Source organism: Dyadobacter sp. AC419 (assembly GCF_979253085.1).
This window is the reverse complement of sequence record NZ_CEEDCD010000019.1, coordinates 126,249-149,246: the sequence shown is the minus strand read 5'-3', so window position 1 is coordinate 149,246 and position 22,998 is coordinate 126,249. Positions and strand designations below refer to the sequence as shown.

The following is a 22,998-nucleotide window of genomic DNA, read 5'->3' as shown; positions in this document are numbered from 1 at the left end:
AGCGGGTTTCTTGATACAGATATTCAATTCATAGCCCCAATAATGAACTCCATCAGAATATCAGGTCTATTTTACTATGAATCCCGATGTAAAACTTTACTTTTTGGGCTTGAATCGCTTAAACCCTTATTATGATTCGCGCAAAAAGTCTTCATGTAAAACTCGGGCTCATCTTTTTCTTTTCCTCGCTGCTCTATGCATTGTGCCAAATGCTTTTGAGCAACATTGTGATGGAAGATGATTTATGGAAGAATTTTCATATCCAATTATCAGCCCATTACATCGTGGTCTTCGCAATGTGTGTGGCCGACTACCAGTTGTTGCTCTTCCTGAATAAGCATTTACCATATCCAAAAAATATCATTTACCGGATCATTGCCGAGCTAACAGGACTGATCGCCATTTGCTTTATACTGCTGTCGGTATTTAATTTTCTGATCTATAATGTACTGCTCGTTTCGCACGCGGGAATGCCTTCTTTGCTGACAAAATTTGCATTGGCAATGCTTACCAACACCCCTATCCTACTTGTTTTCGAACTGATCCATTATTTTCAGTCGGAACAAAAAGCGATTGCGGAATCGGAAAAGGCGCAACGTGAAGCGCTGTTATTTGAGCATGAAACATTAAAATCCCAGATCAATCCGCATTTCCTTTTCAATTCATTAAATGTTCTTTCGTCATTAATTTATATCAATCCCGAAAACGCCAATAAATTCACCAAGGCACTTTCAAAAACATACCGGTATGTGCTTTCACTCAACCGTCAACCTCAGGTAACTGTTGCCGAGGAATTGGACGCACTAGATTCATACCTTTTTCTGATGCGGATGCGGTTTGAGAATTCTTTCCATTTTACCGTTGAAAAGACAGCTTCCCGCCAGGAAAGTAAGATCATTCCACTCACATTGCAGCTGCTTTTAGAGAATGCATTTAAGCATAATATTGCGACCGAAGAATCGCCATTACGTATCCGTCTGACCATTGGCAGTGAATACATTACCCTCGAAAATAGCATACAGCCCACAAGCGATACAGACAAAGGCGGCATCGGACTGAAATATCTTTCCAAGCAATATGAATTATATGCCAAAAAAGTAATTGTGCAGCACACGGGCAGTCTGTTCATTGTCCAAATCCCTTACATAGCGCCATGAATTATTTGATAGTTGAAGATGAGCGGTTTGCGTATGAAGAATTAAAACGCATGATGACACAATTACGCCCTCATTACCAGTTTGAAAAGCGGACTAAAACCATTATTGATACCATTGCATTCCTGAAATCAAATACGGTTGATTTAATCCTGATGGACATCCGGCTTGCTGATGGAAACTGCTTTGAAATATTCAATCACGTCGAAGTTACCACGCCCGTTATTTTTACCACGGCTTATGACGAACATGCGATTAAAGCCTTCAAGTTCAACAGCATAGATTATCTTTTGAAGCCATTTGACGAGAAAGAATTAGAATCGGCACTCATTAAATTTGAAAATATCTTCCACAGCAATTCCTATAAACCTGTTTCGAAAGATTTTGAACAAATCCTTTTTACAAAACTCAAAAACCGATTCCTGATATCGAAAGGCGAAAATTACCATTATATAGAAACGCAGGATATAGCGCACTTTTACAGCGAAGACGGCGTGGTTTTCCTGCATACTTTCGAGAATAAAAGGCATATTATCAATTACACATTGGACCAATTGGAACAGCAACTCGACAACGGTTTGTTTTTCCGGGTTTCGCGCAATTGCATTGGCAATGTGAAAGCGATTGAAAATGTTGCAAAGTATTTTAATACGCGTTTACAGCTCACTTTTTCACCGCCTTGTCCGCACGAAGTGCTCGTTAGTCGCGTCCGCGTTCCCGACTTTTTGAAATGGATGGATGGGGTGCTTGAATAATTCCATTCCTCTGATGCTGTACTTAAACCTGCCGATTTTAAACTCCATGGTTTATCGATTTCTGTGCCGGGCGATTTGCCGTTCTTTTGAGGAATCAAAATGAATGTAAACGTCAAATACAAGGTCTAAACCATGAAACGAGCATTATTAGTGGCTACATTGTTGGTAGCACTATCATCCCGGAAAGCAGAAGCGCAGCAAGTATCTTTCAAGACAGAATTCATTGGGAATTCGGGTTATTGGTTTCTTCCCAACGGAGATAAACCAAAGGAAAGGATCGGCGACGGCACAGGTTCGGCCATCATTTATCAAGGAGCATTTAATATGCCGATCTCCTCGAAAATGAATGAAAATAACCGCCCGACCGTCTGGGGCGTTGGCCTGAGCGGGGCGTATGCATCGCTCAACAACAAAAATTTTGAGGATGAAATGGTTTCAAAAATCATGAACCTTCAAGCAGGCATTTACCACTTGCGACCATTGAATGACAGATGGTCTATGCGGGCCAGTGTGGGTATGGGCGTGTTTACACCGTCTGCGAATCTGTCCAAAATCAGGTTCAAAAATGTGCTTGGCAGTGCAGGCGTCGTCTTTATCCGCCACCTGAAACCCAACCTGTCTATTGGCGGCGGGTTAGCCGTCAACAGTTCCCTGGGCTATCCAATGCTATTTCCTGCCGTTTACCTGAACTGGAAACGCGAGGGCAACTTCGACCTCAAAGCCGAGCTGATTGACGGGCTGGATATTTCGGCGACTTATGGCTTCAATAAACAGATTAAACTGGCGCTCGCGTTCGAAATGAACGGACAAATGGCGCTGCTTGAAAAGGACGGCAAGGATAAGATATTCTCTCACCAATACATTGTGACCGGCCTTCGTCCGGAAGTCAAATTAGGTAAAACGGGCCTATCCATGTCTGCAATGGTCGGGCTGAATTTGTACCGTCCTGCCTCTTACAGCGACCGGACTTTAAAAGGAATGTTTGCTGGTAATAATGATTACTATTTTGCTGTTTCTCCTTACGCTTCGGTTGGGTTAAAAATGGGGTTTTAGGTTATGAGTTTGCGGCTCTTACCGACTGGCGTGACTTCATCAAGCGGCGCTGTCATTTTTGACTTATCATGCCCGGAATACATATCAATAAATGCCTTTAACGCTGATGATTGTGATTTATCCTGCCTGAAAATCAAAACGGTGATCATTGTTCCAAGCTGTTTGTCCAACACATTGCTGGTGATTTTTCTGCCTGCATAATATTGGGAAACGACTTCTTCCGGCAATATGGTCATACCCAAACCGGCTTCGACGAAGTTGATAATCCCTTCAATGGAATTGAGCACGGTGCTTTTGTAATGAACGATGCCTTTGGAGCTTAGCCAGGATTCGAGTCTTGCCCTGAATATGCAGCCCTGGCCGAAAACGACGATCTTAACAGGCTGCTTTGCAAGCAATTCCTCAATGTTAGGACCCTTGGAAGCAGTTACAATGACCAGCTGTTCTTCCCTGATCCGGATCTGATCCAGCCCGCTTAAATTAATGGGTCCGGACACAAATGCAGCGTCGAGGTTGAAGTTTAACACATCATTGATCAGCACATTTCTCATGTCAGACTTGAACGTTAAATCCACATCAGGAAAATGCTCTTCAAAATGATTAATCATCTCAGGAACCTTCAAAGCCATGGTCGTTTCGATACATCCGATTCTGAGGTCGCCGCTTACCCTCGTGCTGCTTTGCACATCGCTTTTTGCCTCGGCAATCAGGTTACTGATCTGCTTGCAATATTGCATCAATGTTTTACCGGCAGCCGTCAGCTCCACCTTGCGGGACGTGCGGGTAAACAGTTCCGCGCCGAATTCCTCTTCCAGGCTTTTGATCCTGGCTGTGACGTTGGATTGCACCGTAAACATGGCTGCGGCTGCTTTGGTGAAACTTCCCGTTTCGGCCACTGCTTCAAATATTTTCAGATCGTTCGTGTTCATTTATCAATCATAATAAGTGATTCAATTCATCATTATTAATCGTTTGTTAAGATCAAATATCGGTGGTAATTTTGATATATCAAAAACAAAAAACTTGTCATGGAAAACACATCAATTCATTTCAAAAAAGTGGTGGTAAACGGTTTGAACCTATTTTACAGGGAATCAGGCGCGCCTGATGCACCGACCATTCTCTTGCTGCATGGTTACCCAACATCTTCCCATATGTTCAGAAACCTGATTCCTACTCTCAGCAAACAATATCACGTAATCGCCCCGGATTTGCCGGGTTTTGGCTATTCCGATGCGCCTGGTAACCAAGAGTTTGACTATACTTTTGACAATCTTGCTGCTACCATGCAGACATTCATTGATCAACTCGATCTGAAACGCTTCGCCATTTACATTTTTGATTACGGCGCGCCGGTTGGTCTGCGCCTGGCGATGGCAAATCCAGAAAAGATCACGGGCATCATTTCCCAAAACGGGAATGCTTATGAGGAAGGATTAAGCAACGAATGGAGCCCAATCCAGCGCTATTGGAAAGACCCATCCCAGGAAAACCGTGAGTCGCTGAGGGATTTTGTTTCAAAAGAGGCCACATGGTTTCAATATCACGAAGGCGCTTCCGACCCATCATTGATCGCGCCTGAAACCTACACCCTTGACCAGCATTTCCTGGACAGGCCGGGTAACATAGAAATTCAGCTGGATCTGGTGAAAGATTACCGGACCAATGTTGAACTATACCCAAGATTTCACGATTACTTCCGGAAATACCAGCCAAAATTGTTGTTAGTTTGGGGAAACAGAGATCCGTATTTTTTGCCAGCCGGAGCGGAGGCATACAAGAAGGATTTACCCAATGCGACCTTGAAATTCTACGAAACAGGTCACTTCGCGCTTGAAACGCACGCGGCGGAAATCGGGGCTGATATACTTGAATTTTTGGAAACGCTGCCGAGCTAAAAGTGCAGTAACCCATTTCACATAAACTTTATTCAATGATGAATTCAGATAACAAGGCCATATTATTAGCAGCAAATGCTGCTGTAACAGAAGGAGATAATGAAGGATTTCTGTCGTTCTGCACCGAAGATTTAAAGTATGAATTTGTCGGTGATCAAACATTGCTAGGAAAGGAGGCTGTCCGGGAATACATGAAATCGGCATATGTGGAACCGCCGGAGTTTGATGTTGAACATTTGATCGCGGAAGGTGATTTCCTGACTGCAATTGGGAAGATCAGCATGAAAGATGAAATTGGAAAAAAAATCGACTATTCCTATTGCGATGTCTGGCGTTTTCGGGACGGCAAGATGGCTGAACTAAAAGCATTCGTCATCGAAATTTGATCATTGTGTGCGCTATTCGCATCTACAAAACACCTGTTCAAATAATATATTTTTTCACCGTTGGCTGCTGACTTACTTTTGTATCACAATTCAGGAAAGAGGAAAGTAAAACATAATTCGGGATGATCAAGTAAGTTCACAAAGACAGTAAAATGCTAAAAGCGACTTTGAACTTTTTTTAGAGCAAATTACAAGCGATTAGCGCTATTAGCCTTATTCTCACTGGTGATTTACGGTTCGTTTCTTTTGCTTTCGTACGTCACAAATCCTACGCAGACCGCGCGCGTTTTTGCTGGCCGGACGGGCTTTTTTTTCAACACCCTGATCTATGTTATTGAGTCTGTCATTACGCATTACGTTCTGATTTTTGGATTGATACTCCCGGTGATGCGTAAGCAGCGTAGCTTTCGCAGCGCTGTAATAATCGGACTTCTGTTCTTTCTAGTCAAGTTTGCGTATGATCACACATTTTTCTTGATGGAAAGAGCAGCCCAGGCACGGGATATGGCTGCTTATCCCCCGGCTGTTTTGCCAGAAGATAAGATGAAGTGGGTGTTGATTATGTCTTATGTATTTATCCTGATTGCAAGTTTTTCAGTAGCATTATTGATCGAATGGGTGCACAAAGGCAGAGAGCGCATTATGCTCGAAAAGGATAAAACGGAAGCGGAACTAAAAGCATTAAAGCACCAGATCAACCCGCATTTCCTGTTTAATTCATTGAGCTTTATTTATGGAAAGGTGATCAAACTCGATAAAGAAACTGCGGATTCTATCCTGATGCTGGCCAACATTATGCGCTATGCTTTGGGAAAAAATACCCGCATCGACGGCACGGTCAATATCATGGATGAATTGGAACATTTGAAAAATGTAGTTGAAATTAACCAGCGTCGTCATAACCATCAATTGAATATCCGTTACGAGGAACAGATTGATGATCAGTCTACTAGCATTGTCCCGCTGGTTCTGATTACACTGGTTGAGAATGCTTTCAAGCACGGTGACCTGCATGATCCTGCTCATCCGTTACGGATCAGAATTAATACATGTGTAGATGAATTAACATTTGATATCAGTAACAAAAAGGGAAAGGGATTAAAAGAACTTTCGAATGGGATCGGGCTTCATAACATTGGGCAGCAGCTGAATTTAACTTACGGAAATCGGTCAACGTTCTTTGTAGATGAAGATGAAACCCATTTTAATGTATCATTGAAGATAATATTTCCGGTATGATTGATTGCATTATCATTGACGATGAGCAGCATGCCATCGATTTATTGAAAGAACATATCAGCCAGGTTCATTTTTTGAGATTGGTAGGTTCGGAGACAAATCCGATAAAAGGTTTGGCCATGATCGGTGATCTCAAACCCGGGCTTGTGTTCCTGGATGTTCAGATGCCTAACCTGACCGGAATAGAAATATTGAAGCTGATCAGCAATGATTGCCATGTGATTATGACGACCGCTTACAAGGAATATGCCCTCGATGGATTTGAGCATGCAGTAGTGGATTATTTGTTAAAACCGATCCCTTTTTTAAGGTTCTTGAAAGCCGTTAACCGTTTATGGACCATTCAAAATAATGTTCGTCCGGTTAATGATCAGGATCATTATGTTTTTGTAAAAACAGAACAAAAAGGCAAGCTTTTAAAAATTGATTCCCGCAGGATTACTTACATTGAAGGGCAGGGAAATTATGCGACAATCCATATGAATGATCAGCGCAAGATTACCGCCTATTTAAAATTGAAAGAGCTCGCAGATCATCTTTCATCGATGGGTTTTGTGCGCATACACAAGTCGTTTATCATTTCACTGAGCCACCTAACCGCAGTCGAAGGCAATATGGTCCGGATCGTGGACGAAGCCCAGCCCATTACCATTGGAGAAGCTTATCGCAAAGAGTTTTTTGAAATGATCAATGCGAAATTGCTTTCCATGCCTCCGAATAATCCACCGAGTTCAAACGAATAACCATTTATCGCTTCATGGATGTTTTGTAGTAAGCATTCAACTCCCGATAAAGCCAATTTTACCTTACCATCCAATTTAAATCATGAAACGTAGTTGCCTAATATCAGCTTTAACGCTGATGTCAATAATTTGTAGTGTCAATACTTTTGCGCAAGGCAAAACCGACGAGGTCCTCACTCAGGACGAAGAAAGAAAAGAAACTGCCCCGGCAGATCGCAAGAACAAAATTGCCGTCATGCCTTTCCAATTTCTAAGCAATGATCCGGGTTATGAATCAGGCCAGATGAGCAAAAGAATGCAAGCCAATTGCGCCAGCTCTTTACGCCAGAATACATCCAACGTGCTCATTCAGGATCCGATGACTACCAACAGGTTATTGGCCAAAAACAAAATTGATGTCAATGACCCGGCATCAGTTGACCCTCAGGAACTTGCTCTGCTGCTTGGCGTGGAATATCTGGTATTTGGCGCCGTAGACGTGGTCAACAAAGGGGCAACCAGCACGGGCAGTAATGTGACCACTTACAAAGACAAAGAAAAACAGGACAAGGACAAAAACTCCAAAAACACAAAGGCGTCCGGAACGGCCATAACGAGCAATAACGCGATCACGACCACCAATTACGCGACAAAGGTTTCACTCGATATTTATACGGACCAGGGCAGCACATATTACACGAAATCCAGAAGTTCTTTTGGCAGCCAGATCGATTCCTATGTAAGTACATTGGATTACCTCATCAAGCGCACTCCTTTCGGGTCCAAAAACCGATAATATAAATTACTCTTTAACAACAACAAATCTCATGAAAAGTCTTCGCTCTTTTATGGTAGTCACTGCCATGTCCCTAATGCTGTTTGCAGGTTGCAACGACGTGGTTGATCACCCGGTCAATCCGGATCTAGCAGAAGTGGTGCCAACTCCTTGTACCGATCCTCCCCTGCGTAAATGGCTTAATGATGAATTTTTAAGCTGGGGCGAAGTGCCAACGCTCATCACAGCCAGTCCGGAGCTAAGCATGTCAGATTTGGCTATTTTGCACACATTGTACTTTGAAAACAGTCCTGAAAACCAGTATTATGGGGTTAATGGTGAATATACCGACCAGATTAATCAGAGCTTCAAGGATGTGAAAAGCTTTTGGGATATCGAGGCGGAAAACATCATGACAGTTGCAGCGCATGGTTCTATGTTGCAAGACCGTAATAAGGTGGTTAAAATGTATACAAAAATATATGGGTACAGTAATGAAAAGGCTAATAAATATGCCGACTCGTTAGCCACGTTATTCAAAATCTACCCAAAGTTCCTTAAAGGTGAACATCCCGCTTTTACTTTTAATCAAATTGCTGTACCGGACACAACCTTTCCAGATATTGGTCAAATTCCAGCTAAAATCGTCATTGGCGACGGCCTCTTGCGGGGTTTGGATGAGATTGGTTATGCAAAAATTGCTCCACAGGCTATTCTGGCCCATGAGTTTGGGCACCACATTCAATATGATTTGGGCATTTTACAACCAGGTATGAAATTAACTCCAAAAATCTCCCGACGCGCCGAATTAATGGCCGATGCCTACGCAGCCTACTTTTTAGCGCATAACAAAGGAGCCGCTATGCAGTTGAATGATTTGCAAAAAGTCGCAGAAGTGCTTTTAAACACTGGTGATTGCAATTTTACTGTCGACAGCCACCACGGGAACACCTTCGCAAAGAAAGGCAGCGACCGAGTGGGGATACATCCTGGCCAGAAACGCAGACAAAAAAGACCAAATTATTGGCAGCCGCGACTTTGCTAGTTTGTTTGACGCAGACTTGAACGAGCTTGTCAAAAAGTAGCCTTCACGCACCGCTGTTTAAAAATCTTACCCATTACAATTAACTTCAAACCAATATCCACATGAAAAACATGATGATTGCCCTGTGTATGCTCACAATCAGCTACGCAGCAAATGCCCAGTACGACCCCGCTTTCCGATTCGGTATCAAAGCAGGCGCGAATTTATCCAATATTAATGGCAGCAACGATTTAAGCCTTTCTCCCGGCGGTAACGCATTCGATTTCAGGGACAATGATAACCGTTCACTTGGTTTCGCCGGTGGTGTTTTCTTCCGTTTTGGTAAAACGCTTTATATACAGCCGGAGATTTTGTTGTCTCAAAAAGGCGGCAAGTTTAATGTATATGAGGATGGTGTGCTCAACGACGGAAAAGTAGACGTGCGTTTTTCTAACTTCGATGTTCCCGTCCTGTTTGGGGTGCGCATTGCCAAGTTTGTTCGCATCAATGTGGGTCCAATGGCTTCGCTCAGATTAAATAAGAATGATAAAATCAGTGATTCGTTTGATGATGTAACGGGCGAGAACTCAGGAGCTGAATTCAAGAATCGCTTGGCATTCGGTTACCAGGCGGGCGTTGGTCTTGATTTGGGAAGGTTGAGTCTGGATGTGCGTTACGAAGGGAACTTCACGGACATTATGAAACTGCAATTCAAAAATGCCACGACTGCTTCGCAGTTTGGTAAAAAAAGCAACCTTTTCCAGGCGACATTGGGGCTTGCTATTTTCTAAATACTAGGAGTTAAAAGTTGAGCGTATATAGCAAGCCGTAATCAGTCGGTTTGCTATATACGCTCCTTACTTTTTGGGTTGATTTTTACTAATGTCTGCTAAACCTGGGAGACATTTTCGCTATCTGCATTCGCGTAAACCTGCGCAAGAAACTGCTTCAAAGTGGTTGGGTTTCTGCCTAAAAAGCGCTCCAAAGTAGAATCGTTTGTATCCATTGTATGCTCTGACAACGCTCTGGCCCAGGTGATAAACATTCCGATATATGGATCCGGCACACCAAAGCTTTTCAGCATTGATTCAAATTCTTCGACCGATGGGGATTGATAGGATACTTCTTTTCCGAGGGCCCTGGATAGTTCATCTGCTATGTCGGAAAAAGAAACCGAATCGGTGTTTGTCAATTGGTAAAGCTTGTTTTGGTGGCCATCCGAAGCCAGAATGTGCGCCGCGGCTTCTGCTAACTCCTCCCGAAGCACGTAACTGGCTTTGCCATGCTGCGCCGGGAAAACGATAGTGCCTTTGTCTTGCAACCTTGTCACCCGCAAAGACGGGAATCATTTCCAGATACATGCCATTTTGCAGGATCGTGTAATCGATTCCGCTATGCATTAAAGACGCCTCTGATTCGACATGCGAATTTTGAAATGCAGCAATGGAAGAATTTTCAAAGCCCGGTTTTCTTACAAAAGAAGTATACACAATGTGCTTAACGCCAGCCTCTTTTGCAGCTTTGATCACATTCAAATGATGCACTGTCCTGTTTTCAAAAGCCTGCCGGTCATTGCTCGACACCAGTAATAGCTTGTCTACGCCATTAAAAGCCTGGACCAGTGAACCGTAATCTGAATAATCACCAATTCTTATTTCAATGCCCTTTTCTTGAAGCGCCTGCGCCTTTGCTGCGTCTCTTACCAACGCCGAAATCCCGGACGGTTCAATTCCTTTTTTTAACAAATGGTCAATGGCATTGCCGCCAAACTGCCCTGTTGCACCCGTAACTAGTATCATGTTGTTTTTTGTTTTTTGATAGACAAAATTACTGCTCCCACTATATTAAGTATAGTTTGTTATCATAAAATATCAGTATACTTTTGTATACTGAACATCATAAACAGTTGATATGAGTGACTTTAAAGATTTCATTGGAAGCGACAAAGGGCCGCAATGTCCGCGGACTTACATTCTGGCTTTAACAGATACATTAAATGTCGTCAGCGGGAAATGGAAATTGCCCATTATCGCAGCGCTTCTGCGTGGTGTAAGCCGGTTTAAAGACCTGTTAGACAGCACCGAAAAGATAACGCCGCGCATGTTATCAAAAGAATTGAAGGAGCTTGAAATGAACAGCATAGTAGAGCGAAAAGTGTACAGCCAGACACCTGTGCTGATCGAGTACAGGTTAACAAAGTCCGGCAAAGACATCGCCAACGTGATTGATTCCATGATCGACTGGGGAATGCTTCACAGAACGCAGGTGATCACCAATCCCGAAGCAGGAGAAGTAAGCTAACCTGATTCAGCATTCAAACATTTGCAAGCGAATCAGTATGTGTCTTTTTGCATGTACAAAACGCCTGTTCAGATAATAGATTTCTGTAAAGAATGATGCGCGCGTTACTTTGAAGAAAAAACGTCATGCAAAAAACAGTATTTAGCCCCTGGACCTGGCAGGCAGACCTTAGTTACGTGCAGGCCGTAGAAGTGACCGAGCCAAAAGGAACATTATACTGCGCCGGACAGGCCGCTGTACATCCTGATGGCAAGTCGAGCGATGCGGACATGCGCACCCAGCTTGCACTGGCGATACAAAACCTCGAAACGGTTATCAGTGAAGCTGGTTATGAATGCCGTAACATCGTCAAGCTCACAATTTACTCGACCTCCACAGAAGAATTTATCAACAATTGTTTTGACCTGTTTCAGGCATTCGTCGCAAAACACGAAATGAAACAGGCTGTTACGCTGCTGCAAGTCGTTGCGCTAAACGACACATTGAATATTGAGCTGGATGCTACCGTTGTAAGATAGCGGTCAGCCCACATGCTTCATAAAACATTTTCCTGTCGGCCGTCCAAGAGATGGCTTTGGTCTGCCTTAATATGTATCGCATCGCTCTGGATGCCACCGTCTGCGACCGCTCAGATTCGCGACATTCCGGTAGAAGTGTTTGCAGGAAACCGCGCCTTTGCGCACCAGATGTACCTAACCAAGTATACGGATTCAACAAGCCGGTTTGGTTATTTCGGATATCTAAGATATGAAACGCCCTACTCGGACCGGCTGAAAAGCAGCTTTCTCGGCCAGTCGATATTCTTTTATGATGTAGCTAACGGGGTAAGTCTGGGAGGCGGTGGTTACATTACAGGTGCCGGGTTTATGCCTCAGCTTGCCGTGGCTTATGGTCGCAATATCGGAGATCTTTCCTTGATGATTTTTGGCTCGTTTGAGCCTGTCAAGCCGCCTAACAGTGAAATTTTTGCACTCGTCTCTTACAGTCCGCCATTGAATAAGAGTGGCAGCTGGAAGCTGTTCGCTCAACTCATCGGTTCTTACAATTTTAATTACAAAAACAATCTTGAATACAACTTTGCTAACCAATATCTGCGATTAGGGCTAAGCTATAAAGACTGGCAATTCGGCTTGGCCACCGATCTGGTTCAGGAAAATCCCATCGGATTGCTGCCCACCAACACCGGTTTGTTTTTAAGACGATTGCTTTAATGCAGAACCCGACACATTCACTCACCGTTAATCCTGAATCTAACATATGTACGTAAAACGTTACCTGTCTCCCCTCATCATTTACTATTATTCCTGGCGAATGGTCCTGTTTTCCCTCTTTACGGGTTCCATGGCTATTTTTTTGTATTCGTATTTAGGTTGGAGCTGGGTCGGGATTCCCTGGTTACCCGTTTCGCTGGTGGGTACGGCCACTGCTTTTTTTGTTGGTTTCAAAAACAATCAATCCTATGACCGGAGCTGGGAAGCGCGCAAGGTCTGGGGCAGCATTACCAACCATAGCAGGTCATTTGCCGCGGCATTGAGAGCTTTTGCGATGGACGAAGACTCACTTGAAATGAATGTAAATATTAATGTTAAGATCATGATTTACAGGCACATTGCGTGGCTTTATGCACTAAAAAGAGCCATGGCGCAGCGGACAAGTTGGGAGCATAAAGACATTGCAAGCAAGCGCCAGCGTAATATTTTGCACGGATTACAGACTCCGTGCGAGCTCGAAATCGAAAAATATCTTTCTAGCGATGAGCACGCCGAACTCGAAAACAAAACGAATCTTGCCACGCAGATCCTCGACAAGCAATCGCATCATTTGGCCAGGTTACGGCATGCGGGCACTGTGGATGCGTATCAGCACGTGGCTTTGCAGACCATCATTTCCAACTTGTACGACGAACAGGGAAAGAGCGAGCGCATCAAAAATACGCCGTTTCCGCGCCAGTATGCGACCACCTCGAACCTTTTCATTTTTGTTTTCATGACACTCCTCCCCTTCGGTCTGCTTCCGCAATTTGTCGAACTCGGCGAGCGCTATATGTTCTTGCTGATCCCGTTTAATATGATCGTTTCCTGGGTTTTCATGTTTATGGAATACGTGGGCGATATTAGTGAAAATCCTTTTGAAGGTCTTTTAAACAACATTCCCATTGCCACCATTGTCCGCAACATTGAAATTGACCTGATCGATATGCTCGGCGAAGAGCAGATTCCGGAGAAATTACAACCCTATTTCGGTGCGCTGTTTTGACAGCCGCCTATTTGATAAAGAACTCACAATCAAACCTACAACAATGAAAACACCCTTCAATTGCTTTCGCGCAATCGCGACATTATGCACTGCGCTCGTTTTTGTGCTGCTATTATGCAGTTTGCCATCGTTTTCGCAGGTTAAACCGGTGAAAAATGTGGTCATCGTCCATGGCGCATTTGCCGATGGCTCGGGCTGGAAAAATGTGTTTAACATACTGTCCGAAAAGGGCTATAATGTAACGGTTGTACAAAACCCGCTGACTTCATTGCAGGATGACGTCGATGCGACCAACCGAATCCTGGATAAACAGGACGGACCTGCGATCCTGGTTGGCCACTCCTGGGGAGGCGTCGTGATTTCTCAGGCAGGCATGCATAAGAATGTCGCTGCGCTGGTTTACGTAGCAGCCTATCAGCCGGACGCTGGCGAAACAACATTGAAATGGGCAACCTCCATGCCAAATCTGCCGGAATACGGGATACTCGCTCCGGACGATAAAGGCTTTGTTTACTATGACAAAGCTAAATTCCATGCCGGTTTTTGTGCCGATGTTCCCAAGGAAGAAGCAGCATTCATGTTCGCATCCCAGGGCCCTATTTTAGCCGAAAGCTTTGCCACACCGCTCACGCAGGCTGCCTGGAAAACCAAACCCGCCTATGGCATCGTTGCCACCGAGGATAAAAGTATCCGTCCCGAAATTCAGCGGAATATGTACAACCGATCCAAAACCAAGATCACCGAAGTTAAAGGCAGCCACGCGCTATTCATCTCACAGCCCGCTGCTGTTGCCGACGTGATCATTGCGGCCGCGACGGCAAAACCATAAGGCGGATTTACGATCGTGTTTAATGCAATGCGGATAACTGGTTTTCAAAGTCTGTCAGCGTGATTTCACCACGGGCAAAACTGATTTCCAGTAATGCAGCCTGCTCATTCCGGGTCAAAGGTTTGTCTTGAATACGGTTGATAAGCTCGTTTTCATCATTAAGCGGACCGGGTACATTTTTCCTGGAATGAAAGGCTTCAAAATATCTGACACCGAGCTTCCGCTGTGAGACGGCGTCAAAGTGGAGGCCGTCCGCATTGGCTGTCAGGTCAGATGCGGAGACAAAGTAACTATTATCCTTGGTGTCTGCATATTGAAGGAGCGCCTGGTTAATGGAATCGTATTCGGTGAAATACTTTCCATATCTGCCGCTGCTCAGGAAATCACCCAAGCCCCCTGCAATGAACGGAACATCTGGTGCCTGCAACTCCTTACGGAATGCGGTCACCAGATTATCCAGTTTATCAAAATAGTGACCGGACCGGCCGCCAAAGCTATCATTCTCGCCCTGATGCCATAAAAAGCCGCTGAACAAACTGGTCCGTTGCGCCAGTTTAGCCTGAAATACGGCATTGTCAAATAGCGGCCCTCCTACTTCCCAGTCGTCCAGACTCGTGCCACCATCTGCGCAGGGAATGAGCCCTATCTGTAAATTTTCATTTTTTAAGCGCCACGCTCCTGCGAAAGAAGCAGCAGGGCCAACTCCCGACGTGGGCCGGTCATGATTGATGGGCTCGGTCATGGTTTGCCATCGCCCGTTCACGAGCGTTTTGATATGCTCGTCGTAAATGGGTTTCACATCTTCTATATAACCCCGGCCTGCCATATTGGACTGGCCTATCATTAAAAATGAGTGAATGGTGTTTTCGTTTCTATCCATAAGTAAAACTACAAATCCTAAGTCACTTACTCCTGTGTTCTTGAGTCCTGCTTATACGACAAGCCCATGTTGTGGAACATGAAAGCCCATTTATCGGCCTGCTGATCAATGGCCATAGCCGTCGAAGTCCCAGCGCCGTGGCCGGCTTTGGTGTCGACTCTAAGCAGCACTGGATGATCGCCTTTTTGAGATTTTTGAAGCCTGGCAGCAAACTTGAAGGAATGTGCAGGAACGACGCGGTCATCGTGATCGGCGGTCGTGATGAGCGTGGCAGGATATGCAGTGCCCGCTTTAATCGAATGGTAGGGAGAATATTTATAGAGATATCGGAACATCTCCGCACTATCCTCGGGGGAACCGAAATCAAAGGTCCAGCCCTCGCCGCCGGTAAACTTATTGAACCTGAGCATGTCCAGCACAGCTACACCCGGGAAAGCGACTTTAAAAAGATCCGGGCGCTGGGTCATGCAAGCACCGATCAGCAGTCCGCCATTCGACTCTCCGGCAATCGCCAGTTTCTCTGATGAAGTGTAATTCGACGCTATTAAATACTCCGCAGCAGCGATAAAATCGTCGAAAGTATTCTGCTTTTGCAGTTTTGTTGCTGCCAGGTGCCATTTCACGCCATATTCTCCTCCACCGCGCAGGTTTGCGACGGCAAGAATGCCACCCTGTTCGAGTAACAGCAGGTTTCGAATGTCAAATGTTGGCGTGACATTGATGCCGAACCCACCGTATCCATGTAAAAGTGTAGGATTAGAGCCGTCGGGTTTAATGCCTTTTTTATGCGTAATGATCAAAGGGACGCGTGTTCCGTCTTTGGATTTATAAAAAACCTGTTTGGAGACATAGTCTTTGGGCTCAAACTTCACATTGGATTTTTTGTAAAGTTCTGATCGGCCCGAAGCAATATCGTATTTGTATATCGTTCCCGGATGAATGTAAGAGGTAAAGTAATAATAAAGCTGTTTATCGTCCGGCTTGCTCCTGATCCCAACTGCGGTCACGGAGCCAATATCCGGTAATTTGAATTGATGTTCCAGCTTACCATTAAAGTCAAACTGCTTCACGGACGAAAGAGCATCTTTAAGATAGTTGGCAAATATCTTCCCGCCTGCCGTTGTCACCTGCAACACTTCCTGCGTTTCAGGAATAATGTCACGCCAGTTTTGCGTCGACGGATTGGCAATGTCTGAGGCCACGAGCTTTCCATTAGGCGCGTCCAGATCAGTCCGGATATAGATTTTATTTTCTCTGATATCAAGGATCTCGTGATTGTTGGACAAATTCCCGACAACGGTTATAAACTTGGAGGAAGGTTGGGATAAATCCTTCACGAGCAGCTCGTTACCAGAACTTGAATTGGTTGCTGTCACAATCAGATAATGGCCATCCTTACTCACGCTGCTCAAAATATATCTTCTGCGATAGTCCGCACCACCCAGGATCAGTTCATCATTCGTTTGCGACGTATTAATCTTGTGAAAATAAAGCTGATGCTGATCGGTCTTTTCTGAAAAGTTGGCGTTTCCATTTTCTCTTTTATATGCACTGTAAAAAATCCCTTCGTTGCCCTTCCACGCAATAGTGGCAAACTTTACATTCATCAATGTGTCCCCCACCTGAGATTTATCAGCCGTTTTAATGACAACGATTTTGGTCCAGTCGGAGCCGTTTTCAGAAAGCTGATAGGCCATTAAAGAACCGTCCTGGCTGAAACTGAAATCCGTAAGGGAGGTGGAACCGTCTTTTGAGAATGTATTTGGATCAAGAAAAACCTCGTCTTTACCAGAATCACCTTTTTTTCTATTAATAACCCAGTGATTTTGCAGGCCATCGATTTTCAAAAAATAAGTGTAATCGCCTTCCTTAAATGGAGCAGAAAGTTTTTCATAATTCCATATGCTTTTGAGCCGCTGTTTCATGGCATCGCGATATGGAATTTGATCCAGATAGGCGGATGTAACATTGTTTTGCGCTGTAATCCACGCCTTTCTTTTTTCCGAGCGGTCATCTTCCAGCCAGCGATAAGGATCTTCGACGACTGTGCCAAAGTATGTATCTATTTGATCAACTTCCTCGGTATTCGGGTATGGTTCTCTGACGATTTCCATATTAGGGGCCGTTTTTTGTGATTGGTTGCAGGCCGCAAACAAAAGGGCAAGCAATAAAAAGTGAATGGAATTTTTCATGGCTAATTTCTTGGAATTTCCTCGTTCCTTGATGTTGGCGCAAAAGTAACCGGGCAAGAAAACGCAGGAAAGTTTATTATTCCAACAGGCCTTTTATGCATGCCTACACTGGGTTTTCCCATCCGGCCAGACCTAATTTGACTGGTGGACCTCGATTCCGATCTTGCCATAGAAGTCTTTATCGCCAATCTTATTTTCCAGCAAAGCATGCGCTTTACTCATCTCCGACAACGAAAAAACCTTGTTAAGAACGGGCTTCAACTTTTTGGTTTCGACCAGTTTTGTTATCTCGTCCAGTTTATTTCTGTTTTGCCGGGTAAATACAAAATGGTAAGTCGCATTTTCCCCCACGCATGGATCAGGTTTTGCGGTTTTTCAATGTCTACAATGGTAACAACTTGTCCCAATTGACTAAGGATCAGCCCGCTGTCCGAAAGCGCATTGCCTCCGATGGTGTCGATAACGACATCAACGCCTTTACCATCTGTAAGTTGCTGAATAACTTCAATGTAGTTTTCATTTGCATAATCGATCACATGATCTGCTCCCAAATCAAGCAGCGTCTGGTGATGCACTTTCCTGGCTGTGGTGAAAACGACCGCCCCCATTGCCTTGGCAATCTGAATGGTCAGCATGCCCACGCCACCCGCACCGCCATGGATCAGGATAGTCTGATTCACCTTCAACTGCGCCCTGGTAACCAGCATTTCCCAGGCTGTTCCGGCTGCCAATGGAAGCGTTGCCGCTTCGAGATGGCTGAGGTTTTTTGGTTTTAAAGCAATGATGGACTCATGGGCGGTATGATACTCGGCATAACTCCCCTGCCCCTTGAAGATCTCAGGCGTGTAATAAACCTCGTCGCCGACCTTGAAATTTTCGACGCCCTGCCCGATTTCCACGATTTCACCGGAGACATCGTGACCTGTAATGACGGGCAATGTGAGTTCGCCGCTGTAATCCCCGCGACGGACCTGATAATCCAAAGGGTTAACGGATGTTGCAAAGACTTTTACCAAAACTTCCCCGAAGCCTGGCGTTGGCGTTGGCACGTCTGCGATTTCAAAATTATCAACAGGGCCGAACTGATTTAAGATTGCTGCTTTCATTTTGTTTTTAGCTAATTAGGTAAACTTCTAATTGTTCGATCAAAAAAATTTATAAATTATCCTTTATATGCCTGGCTAGTTCCTGGATTGATTCCTCATTCCTTTTATAATAGGTCCACTGATCCTTTCTTGTGGCAGTCAGAATGTTGGCGGCCGACATGGTCTTTAAATAAACCGAAACGGTCGGGACAGACATTCCTGCTTTTTTGGCAATGTCAGAAACACACACGCCTAACTCGGGCGTATAATCGGCCAGCTCCTCGGCTGGAAAGTGCGCAAAAGGATCTTTTAACCATTCAAGAATGTTTAACCGGGTCTGATTCGACAATGACTTAATGACTTCCAATAGTATCATAGGGACGAATTTAGGAAATTACCTAAATACCTACAAGCTTTTTTTGATTAAATTTGTGTTAGTAAAGTATAGACCATGAAGTGGCCGTTTGAACAAAGCAATTTCGGACTTCTGGGCAAAGTCCGCCAGTTACGAGCTCGCTAACTTTGTCATGATCTTTAAACAATAAGGAAATGAACAAGTTACAGAATGTATTAATAACCGGAGCGGCCGGCGGTTTTGGAAGTGTTATTATTGAGGATTTATTGGCAGCCGGTTATACGGTCACAGGTGCATTACGAGATGCGCAGGGCAGAAACAGACAGGCGACCGAGGACTTGAAAAAGAAGGGTGTATTTGTTGTCGAAATAGATGTTGCCAATGATGAAAGCGTCATAAGGGGTGTAAATGAGGCTGCGGCACAAATGGGAAGCATCGATATATTGATCAACAATGCGGGATTAGGAGCGGGAGGAATTCAGGAAGGGTTTACCGCCGATGACTGGAAAAAAGTGTTTGATGTCAACGTGTTTGGTGTGCAGCGCATGACACGTGCGGTTCTCCCTTTTATGAAAAAACAGCAGCATGGACTCTTGATGCTCATTTCCAGCCTTAATGCGAGAGTTTCGGTTCCTTTTCAAGGTCCATACAGTCCATCCAAGTGGGCAGCAGAAGCATTAGCTGAAAGTTACCGGCTGGAAGTTTCCAATCTGGGAATTGAAAGCTGCATTGTTGAGCCGGGCGCATTTCCCACACATTTTATTGGCTCACTGCTGCAACCAAGTGACAATGAGCGCTCGCTGGATTACGGGCCGATCAAGGATTTGCCCGCTGCATTATTGGCATCAGTAGAAAATGTGTTTGCCGAAAATCCTGATCAGAAACCAAATCTTGTCTCGAAAGCAGTCATGGAGCTTATAAATCTGCCGCATGGAACGCGTCCGATGCGCACGGAAGTGGATCGGATGTTTATGGGTGACCTTATTGCACCATTGAATCAGCAGCTGGCAATGGCTAATGAAAAACTGTATGAAGCCTTTCAAATGGCTCATTTAACAAAAGTCAAAAGTTAACACCGGGAAAATGCCGAGGTCATTCTTCCCATTTTTTAAATTAAATCAATGGAAAAGAAATTGCGGAACACTTCTGCGGAGGTGATATTGTCTTGCCTTTCGGAGCGATACTTGCGAAACGAAGTCATGCTTGACGACCATTGCTTCGTCAGAATACTTTCCGGCCAGCTGAAAATCATTCAATCAAACACGATCAGGCTTTTTGGCGCTGGCGACACGATCCTTTTCCCGCGTCGCCAGTTATCGACCGTGGTTCAATATCCGAAGGATAACCAGGCTTACAAATGCGTTTTGATCATGTTCAAAGGCGACCGCTTAAAGCAATATTATGCTGCTAATCCTCCTGTCAAGTCCGCAGAGCGCGCATCAGCAGTCAAATCATTCGACAAGCATCCGCTTATAGAAAGCTATTTTGCATCTCTCTTGCCTTATTTCAATTTACAGGACGAGTTACCTGAAAAGCTTTTAGCGATCAAGATCGAAGAGGCGCTTACGATTCTGAGAACTGTTGATAAAAGTGTTGATTCATTTTTAGCTGATTTTACAGAACCTGGCAAAATTGATCTGGCGGAATACATGGAACAAAACTATATGTTCAACATGCCGCTGGACAAGTTCAGTTATCTCACCGGAAGAAGCCTGACGACATTTAAACGTGATTTTAACAAGATTTACGGCGCTACGCCACAGCGCTGGCTCACGAAGACACGCCTTAAATTAGCCCATCATCTGCTTTTGGAAAGTAAACAAAAACCAGTCGATGTATTCTGGGAAGTGGGATTTGAGAATTTGTCCCACTTCTCATATGCATTCAAAAAGGAATTCGGCTACGCGCCTAAGGAGATATGGAAGGAAGGGAAAGCGTAACATGCAGATGATAAAAAAGGCCACGAGCGATCTATCATTGATCGCTCGTGGCCTTTTAAAGAAAATTAAAAACTAAGGTTTTACTACAAAAATCGAGGTTACCGAGGCATTTTTCGTCCCATCGGACAAGTTTTTAGAGATGCCGTTTTTCCAGTATTTGGCTACGCCATTGGAGCCAACCCCGCCTACATACACATCTTTATCCAGGATCGAGATAGCAGTAGCATTCAACCCGTCGCCGAGTATCATGGGTGAACCGTTTTTCCAATATTTTGCAATGCTTATTCCGCCGTTAAATTCACTGCCTGCAATGTAAACGTCAGCACCTGAAACCTTTACATCGAGTGCAAATGAAATGTTTGCGCCATCTGTTAAAAGGACTTCCACGCCGTTCTTCCAGTATTTGGCAACGGTTTTGATAGAATCTTGCTCATAACCAACAACATGCACGTCGTTGCCAGCAATTGCAATGCCGCTAACCCGTGTGTTTTTAGAACCATCGGCTAAGTCGACCGGTGTTCCGTTTTTCCAGTATCGGGCGACAGTATGTGTTCCGTTAAAAGCGTTGCCACCTACGTAAACATCGTTACCGGAAACGGCAATTGCTTCTGCCCAACCGTTTATCGCATCGTTAAGCTTGACGGCTGTTCCGTTTTTCCAATACGTTGCATTATAATGGCTTGAATCGGTGGGCATAATGCCGATGCCAGCAATGTAGACGTCATTTCCGGACGTAACAACTTCATGTAAAACGGATGGCACGAAATCGCCTCCCAACTGCGCTAATGTTCCATTTTTCCAATATCTTCCTATCGAAAGATTTTGCTGATTAGCCTCAAAGCCAACCACATGCACATCGTTCCCGGACACAGCGATAGAGGTAGGCTCTACGGCTATTGCCGAATTCATCAGATTCACCGCGATACCATTTTTCCAGTATTTTGCTTCGTATCCAACATTTGAAATTTCATAACCAGCGACATAAACAGTCGGTTCCGGATCCGGTATAACATGGTCAACGACAGTGCAGGATGAGGGCAACAGAGAAACCAATAGCAGGGGCAGATAAGTGTAAAGTTTTTTCATTGAGTGGTAAGGTGATAAGCTGTGCTTTAATTTTTGACCATTTGTAATTGTTGTAAAATTATGAGATATTCAATTAAAAGATATACTGGCGGATACAATGCGGACACATATATACAAAGTTGCTCAGTGCGCGCTGGCGCTTTGCCTTTTTAATCTGACATCCGCACAATCGCAAAGCCACATTCGGGAACTTCGGGGCAATGGCAAAATAGTTACAAAAACCTTTTCTGTTCGTCCCTTTGAAGGAATTGACATAGAACAGTTTCCGGCAAATGTGGCGATAGAAATAGCTGATAAAATGCCGTCCCTGGAAATCGCTATCGATGAAAATCTGCTTCCAAGACTTAGCGTTAAAAGTGAAAATAGCGTCCTGAAATTACAGTTGATTGATCCGGACAAAAAGGATTTTTGGATCAGCAAAGCTGCTATTCATGTCAGGATTTCAACCAGAAACCTTAAAAGTCTGCGTAATGGATCCAACGGCAATGTAACTGTGAATGGACTGAAAGGCCCGGCTTTCGATTTGATCAATGACGCGAATGGCAACATTACATTGCAGGGCACTTCTGGCACATTCAGCCTGATCAGCCGCGCAAACGGCAACATTAATGCGGAAAAATTCGCGGTTAAAAGTGCTAATATAGTTGCTGACGCCAATGCCACCATTCGGTTAAATACGCAGAAAATACAGACCGCAACCCAGGCATTTGCTGAAATAGAAAACGTCAATGATCGCCAAACACCAGCAGTGACCAAAACAGCATCTCCAATTGCACAACGTTCAAAATTAATAACCCTCTATTTCGTAAATGGAAAAACGTCGTCGCAGCAAATCACGCTTATATCTTACGCACCCGGGGAGTCTGGTAACGAGACCAATGGCTTTTCCCTTGCGCCTAATGAAAAGAAGGAAAAGCAATATGCGATCGGCACAAAATTATACGTTGCCTCCAAGCAACAGATCGACTTGGTAATGGGCGGCAAGGGTTTGCAAGGCAAACCTTTTCGTGACCGTTCATGCCAGCGATGAAGGTCGCAAATTGATCCTGCCGGGCGAATAATTTTAGA

27 protein-coding genes are annotated in these 22,998 nt (G+C 44.4%); 18 read left to right on the top strand and 9 right to left on the bottom strand.

Going from position 1 to position 22,998, the window contains the following annotated elements; genetic code table 11:
- Positions 1 to 131 precede the first annotated feature (131 nt).
- The 3 genes from AC0IYG_RS14280 to AC0IYG_RS14270 all read left to right on the top strand — a co-directional run bounded on the left by AC0IYG_RS14280 (position 132) and on the right by AC0IYG_RS14270 (position 2,962).
- The gene (locus AC0IYG_RS14280; protein ID WP_471711734.1) at positions 132 to 1,157 is read left to right on the top strand and encodes a sensor histidine kinase; all 1,026 of its coding nucleotides are present in this window, start codon (positions 132 to 134) and stop codon (positions 1,155 to 1,157) included.
- Complete coding sequence (locus AC0IYG_RS14275; protein ID WP_471711733.1) at positions 1,154 to 1,909, top strand: LytR/AlgR family response regulator transcription factor; 756 nt, start codon at positions 1,154 to 1,156, stop codon at positions 1,907 to 1,909. The genes AC0IYG_RS14280 and AC0IYG_RS14275 overlap by 4 nt, the downstream gene beginning before the upstream one ends.
- Positions 1,910 to 2,041: 132 nt before the next feature.
- Positions 2,042 to 2,962: a DUF6268 family outer membrane beta-barrel protein gene (locus AC0IYG_RS14270; protein WP_471711732.1), complete on the top strand. Its 921-nt coding sequence runs from the start codon at positions 2,042 to 2,044 to the stop codon at positions 2,960 to 2,962.
- On the opposite strand, the gene AC0IYG_RS14265 is transcribed toward AC0IYG_RS14270, so the two are convergent.
- Entirely contained in the window at positions 2,959 to 3,891 is a 933-nt protein-coding gene (locus AC0IYG_RS14265) for a LysR family transcriptional regulator (protein ID WP_471711731.1), read from the bottom strand. The genes AC0IYG_RS14270 and AC0IYG_RS14265 overlap by 4 nt on opposite strands.
- 99 nt (positions 3,892 to 3,990) lie before the next feature.
- Between AC0IYG_RS14265 and AC0IYG_RS14260 the strand changes: the two genes are divergently transcribed.
- From AC0IYG_RS14260 to AC0IYG_RS14230, 7 genes are all read left to right on the top strand, one after another.
- On the top strand, positions 3,991 to 4,860 hold the full coding sequence (locus AC0IYG_RS14260) for an alpha/beta fold hydrolase (RefSeq protein WP_471711730.1): 870 nt from the start codon (positions 3,991 to 3,993) through the stop codon (positions 4,858 to 4,860).
- Between the two features lie 35 nt (positions 4,861 to 4,895).
- Entirely contained in the window at positions 4,896 to 5,246 is a 351-nt protein-coding gene (locus AC0IYG_RS14255; RefSeq protein WP_471711729.1) for a nuclear transport factor 2 family protein, read from the top strand.
- 246 nt (positions 5,247 to 5,492) lie between these two features.
- Positions 5,493 to 6,485 carry a sensor histidine kinase gene (locus tag AC0IYG_RS14250; protein WP_471711728.1) on the top strand — a complete coding sequence of 331 codons (993 nt, stop codon included), beginning with the start codon at positions 5,493 to 5,495 and terminating at the stop codon, positions 6,483 to 6,485.
- On the top strand, positions 6,482 to 7,228 hold the full coding sequence (locus tag AC0IYG_RS14245; protein ID WP_471711727.1) for a LytR/AlgR family response regulator transcription factor: 747 nt from the start codon (positions 6,482 to 6,484) through the stop codon (positions 7,226 to 7,228). Before AC0IYG_RS14250 ends, AC0IYG_RS14245 begins: the two co-directional genes overlap by 4 nt.
- A gap of 118 nt (positions 7,229 to 7,346) precedes the next feature.
- The gene (locus AC0IYG_RS14240) at positions 7,347 to 8,003 is read left to right on the top strand and encodes a hypothetical protein (protein ID WP_471711726.1); all 657 of its coding nucleotides are present in this window, start codon (positions 7,347 to 7,349) and stop codon (positions 8,001 to 8,003) included.
- 31 nt (positions 8,004 to 8,034) lie between these two features.
- Positions 8,035 to 9,027: a hypothetical protein gene (locus tag AC0IYG_RS14235; RefSeq protein WP_471711725.1), complete on the top strand. Its 993-nt coding sequence runs from the start codon at positions 8,035 to 8,037 to the stop codon at positions 9,025 to 9,027.
- A gap of 101 nt (positions 9,028 to 9,128) precedes the next feature.
- Positions 9,129 to 9,797, top strand: a complete 669-nt coding sequence (locus AC0IYG_RS14230; protein ID WP_471711724.1) for a porin family protein — start codon at positions 9,129 to 9,131, stop codon at positions 9,795 to 9,797.
- A 98-nt stretch (positions 9,798 to 9,895) separates the two neighbouring features.
- On the opposite strand, the gene AC0IYG_RS14225 is transcribed toward AC0IYG_RS14230, so the two are convergent.
- Both AC0IYG_RS14225 and AC0IYG_RS14220 read right to left on the bottom strand, forming a co-directional pair.
- Complete coding sequence (locus tag AC0IYG_RS14225; protein ID WP_471711723.1) at positions 9,896 to 10,090, bottom strand: hypothetical protein; 195 nt, start codon at positions 10,088 to 10,090, stop codon at positions 9,896 to 9,898.
- Between the two features lie 64 nt (positions 10,091 to 10,154).
- Positions 10,155 to 10,805: an NAD(P)H-binding protein gene (locus AC0IYG_RS14220; protein WP_471711722.1), complete on the bottom strand. Its 651-nt coding sequence runs from the start codon at positions 10,803 to 10,805 to the stop codon at positions 10,155 to 10,157.
- A gap of 112 nt (positions 10,806 to 10,917) precedes the next feature.
- Between AC0IYG_RS14220 and AC0IYG_RS14215 the strand changes: the two genes are divergently transcribed.
- From AC0IYG_RS14215 to AC0IYG_RS14195, 5 genes are all read left to right on the top strand, one after another.
- Positions 10,918 to 11,307 carry a winged helix-turn-helix transcriptional regulator gene (locus AC0IYG_RS14215; protein WP_471711721.1) on the top strand — a complete coding sequence of 130 codons (390 nt, stop codon included), beginning with the start codon at positions 10,918 to 10,920 and terminating at the stop codon, positions 11,305 to 11,307.
- Positions 11,308 to 11,432: 125 nt separating this feature from the next.
- Positions 11,433 to 11,825 (top strand): RidA family protein, encoded by a 393-nt coding sequence (locus AC0IYG_RS14210; protein ID WP_471711720.1) that lies wholly within the window; start codon positions 11,433 to 11,435, stop codon positions 11,823 to 11,825.
- A 90-nt stretch (positions 11,826 to 11,915) separates the two neighbouring features.
- Positions 11,916 to 12,518: a hypothetical protein gene (locus tag AC0IYG_RS14205; RefSeq protein ID WP_471711719.1), complete on the top strand. Its 603-nt coding sequence runs from the start codon at positions 11,916 to 11,918 to the stop codon at positions 12,516 to 12,518.
- A 46-nt stretch (positions 12,519 to 12,564) separates the two neighbouring features.
- Positions 12,565 to 13,563: a bestrophin family protein gene (locus AC0IYG_RS14200; protein WP_471711718.1), complete on the top strand. Its 999-nt coding sequence runs from the start codon at positions 12,565 to 12,567 to the stop codon at positions 13,561 to 13,563.
- A 43-nt stretch (positions 13,564 to 13,606) separates the two neighbouring features.
- The gene (locus tag AC0IYG_RS14195; protein WP_471711717.1) at positions 13,607 to 14,392 is read left to right on the top strand and encodes an alpha/beta hydrolase; all 786 of its coding nucleotides are present in this window, start codon (positions 13,607 to 13,609) and stop codon (positions 14,390 to 14,392) included.
- Between the two features lie 19 nt (positions 14,393 to 14,411).
- On the opposite strand, the gene AC0IYG_RS14190 is transcribed toward AC0IYG_RS14195, so the two are convergent.
- From AC0IYG_RS14190 to AC0IYG_RS14170, 5 genes are all read right to left on the bottom strand, one after another.
- The gene (locus tag AC0IYG_RS14190; protein ID WP_471711716.1) at positions 14,412 to 15,272 is read right to left on the bottom strand and encodes a sialate O-acetylesterase; all 861 of its coding nucleotides are present in this window, start codon (positions 15,270 to 15,272) and stop codon (positions 14,412 to 14,414) included.
- 26 nt (positions 15,273 to 15,298) lie between these two features.
- Positions 15,299 to 17,386, bottom strand: coding sequence for a prolyl oligopeptidase family serine peptidase (locus AC0IYG_RS14185; protein ID WP_471711715.1), 2,088 nt, complete (start codon positions 17,384 to 17,386; stop codon positions 15,299 to 15,301).
- A gap of 210 nt (positions 17,387 to 17,596) precedes the next feature.
- Positions 17,597 to 17,815: a zinc-binding dehydrogenase gene (locus AC0IYG_RS14180; protein WP_471711714.1), complete on the bottom strand. Its 219-nt coding sequence runs from the start codon at positions 17,813 to 17,815 to the stop codon at positions 17,597 to 17,599.
- Positions 17,749 to 18,570, bottom strand: a complete 822-nt coding sequence (locus AC0IYG_RS14175; RefSeq protein WP_471711713.1) for a zinc-binding dehydrogenase — start codon at positions 18,568 to 18,570, stop codon at positions 17,749 to 17,751. Before AC0IYG_RS14175 ends, AC0IYG_RS14180 begins: the two co-directional genes overlap by 67 nt.
- A 49-nt stretch (positions 18,571 to 18,619) precedes the next feature.
- Entirely contained in the window at positions 18,620 to 18,925 is a 306-nt protein-coding gene (locus AC0IYG_RS14170) for an ArsR/SmtB family transcription factor (RefSeq protein WP_471711712.1), read from the bottom strand.
- A gap of 173 nt (positions 18,926 to 19,098) precedes the next feature.
- On the opposite strand from AC0IYG_RS14170, the gene AC0IYG_RS14165 reads away from it, so the two are divergent.
- Both AC0IYG_RS14165 and AC0IYG_RS14160 read left to right on the top strand, forming a co-directional pair.
- Positions 19,099 to 19,977 (top strand): SDR family NAD(P)-dependent oxidoreductase, encoded by an 879-nt coding sequence (locus AC0IYG_RS14165; protein ID WP_471711711.1) that lies wholly within the window; start codon positions 19,099 to 19,101, stop codon positions 19,975 to 19,977.
- A 48-nt stretch (positions 19,978 to 20,025) separates the two neighbouring features.
- Positions 20,026 to 20,844, top strand: coding sequence for an AraC family transcriptional regulator (locus tag AC0IYG_RS14160; RefSeq protein ID WP_471711710.1), 819 nt, complete (start codon positions 20,026 to 20,028; stop codon positions 20,842 to 20,844).
- Positions 20,845 to 20,916: 72 nt separating this feature from the next.
- Here AC0IYG_RS14160 and AC0IYG_RS14155 read toward each other — a convergent pair whose 3' ends face one another.
- Positions 20,917 to 21,930: a hypothetical protein gene (locus tag AC0IYG_RS14155; protein WP_471711709.1), complete on the bottom strand. Its 1,014-nt coding sequence runs from the start codon at positions 21,928 to 21,930 to the stop codon at positions 20,917 to 20,919.
- 97 nt (positions 21,931 to 22,027) lie between these two features.
- On the opposite strand from AC0IYG_RS14155, the gene AC0IYG_RS14150 reads away from it, so the two are divergent.
- Positions 22,028 to 22,960: a GIN domain-containing protein gene (locus AC0IYG_RS14150; RefSeq protein ID WP_471711708.1), complete on the top strand. Its 933-nt coding sequence runs from the start codon at positions 22,028 to 22,030 to the stop codon at positions 22,958 to 22,960.
- The last annotated feature ends 38 nt before the right edge of the window (positions 22,961 to 22,998 follow it).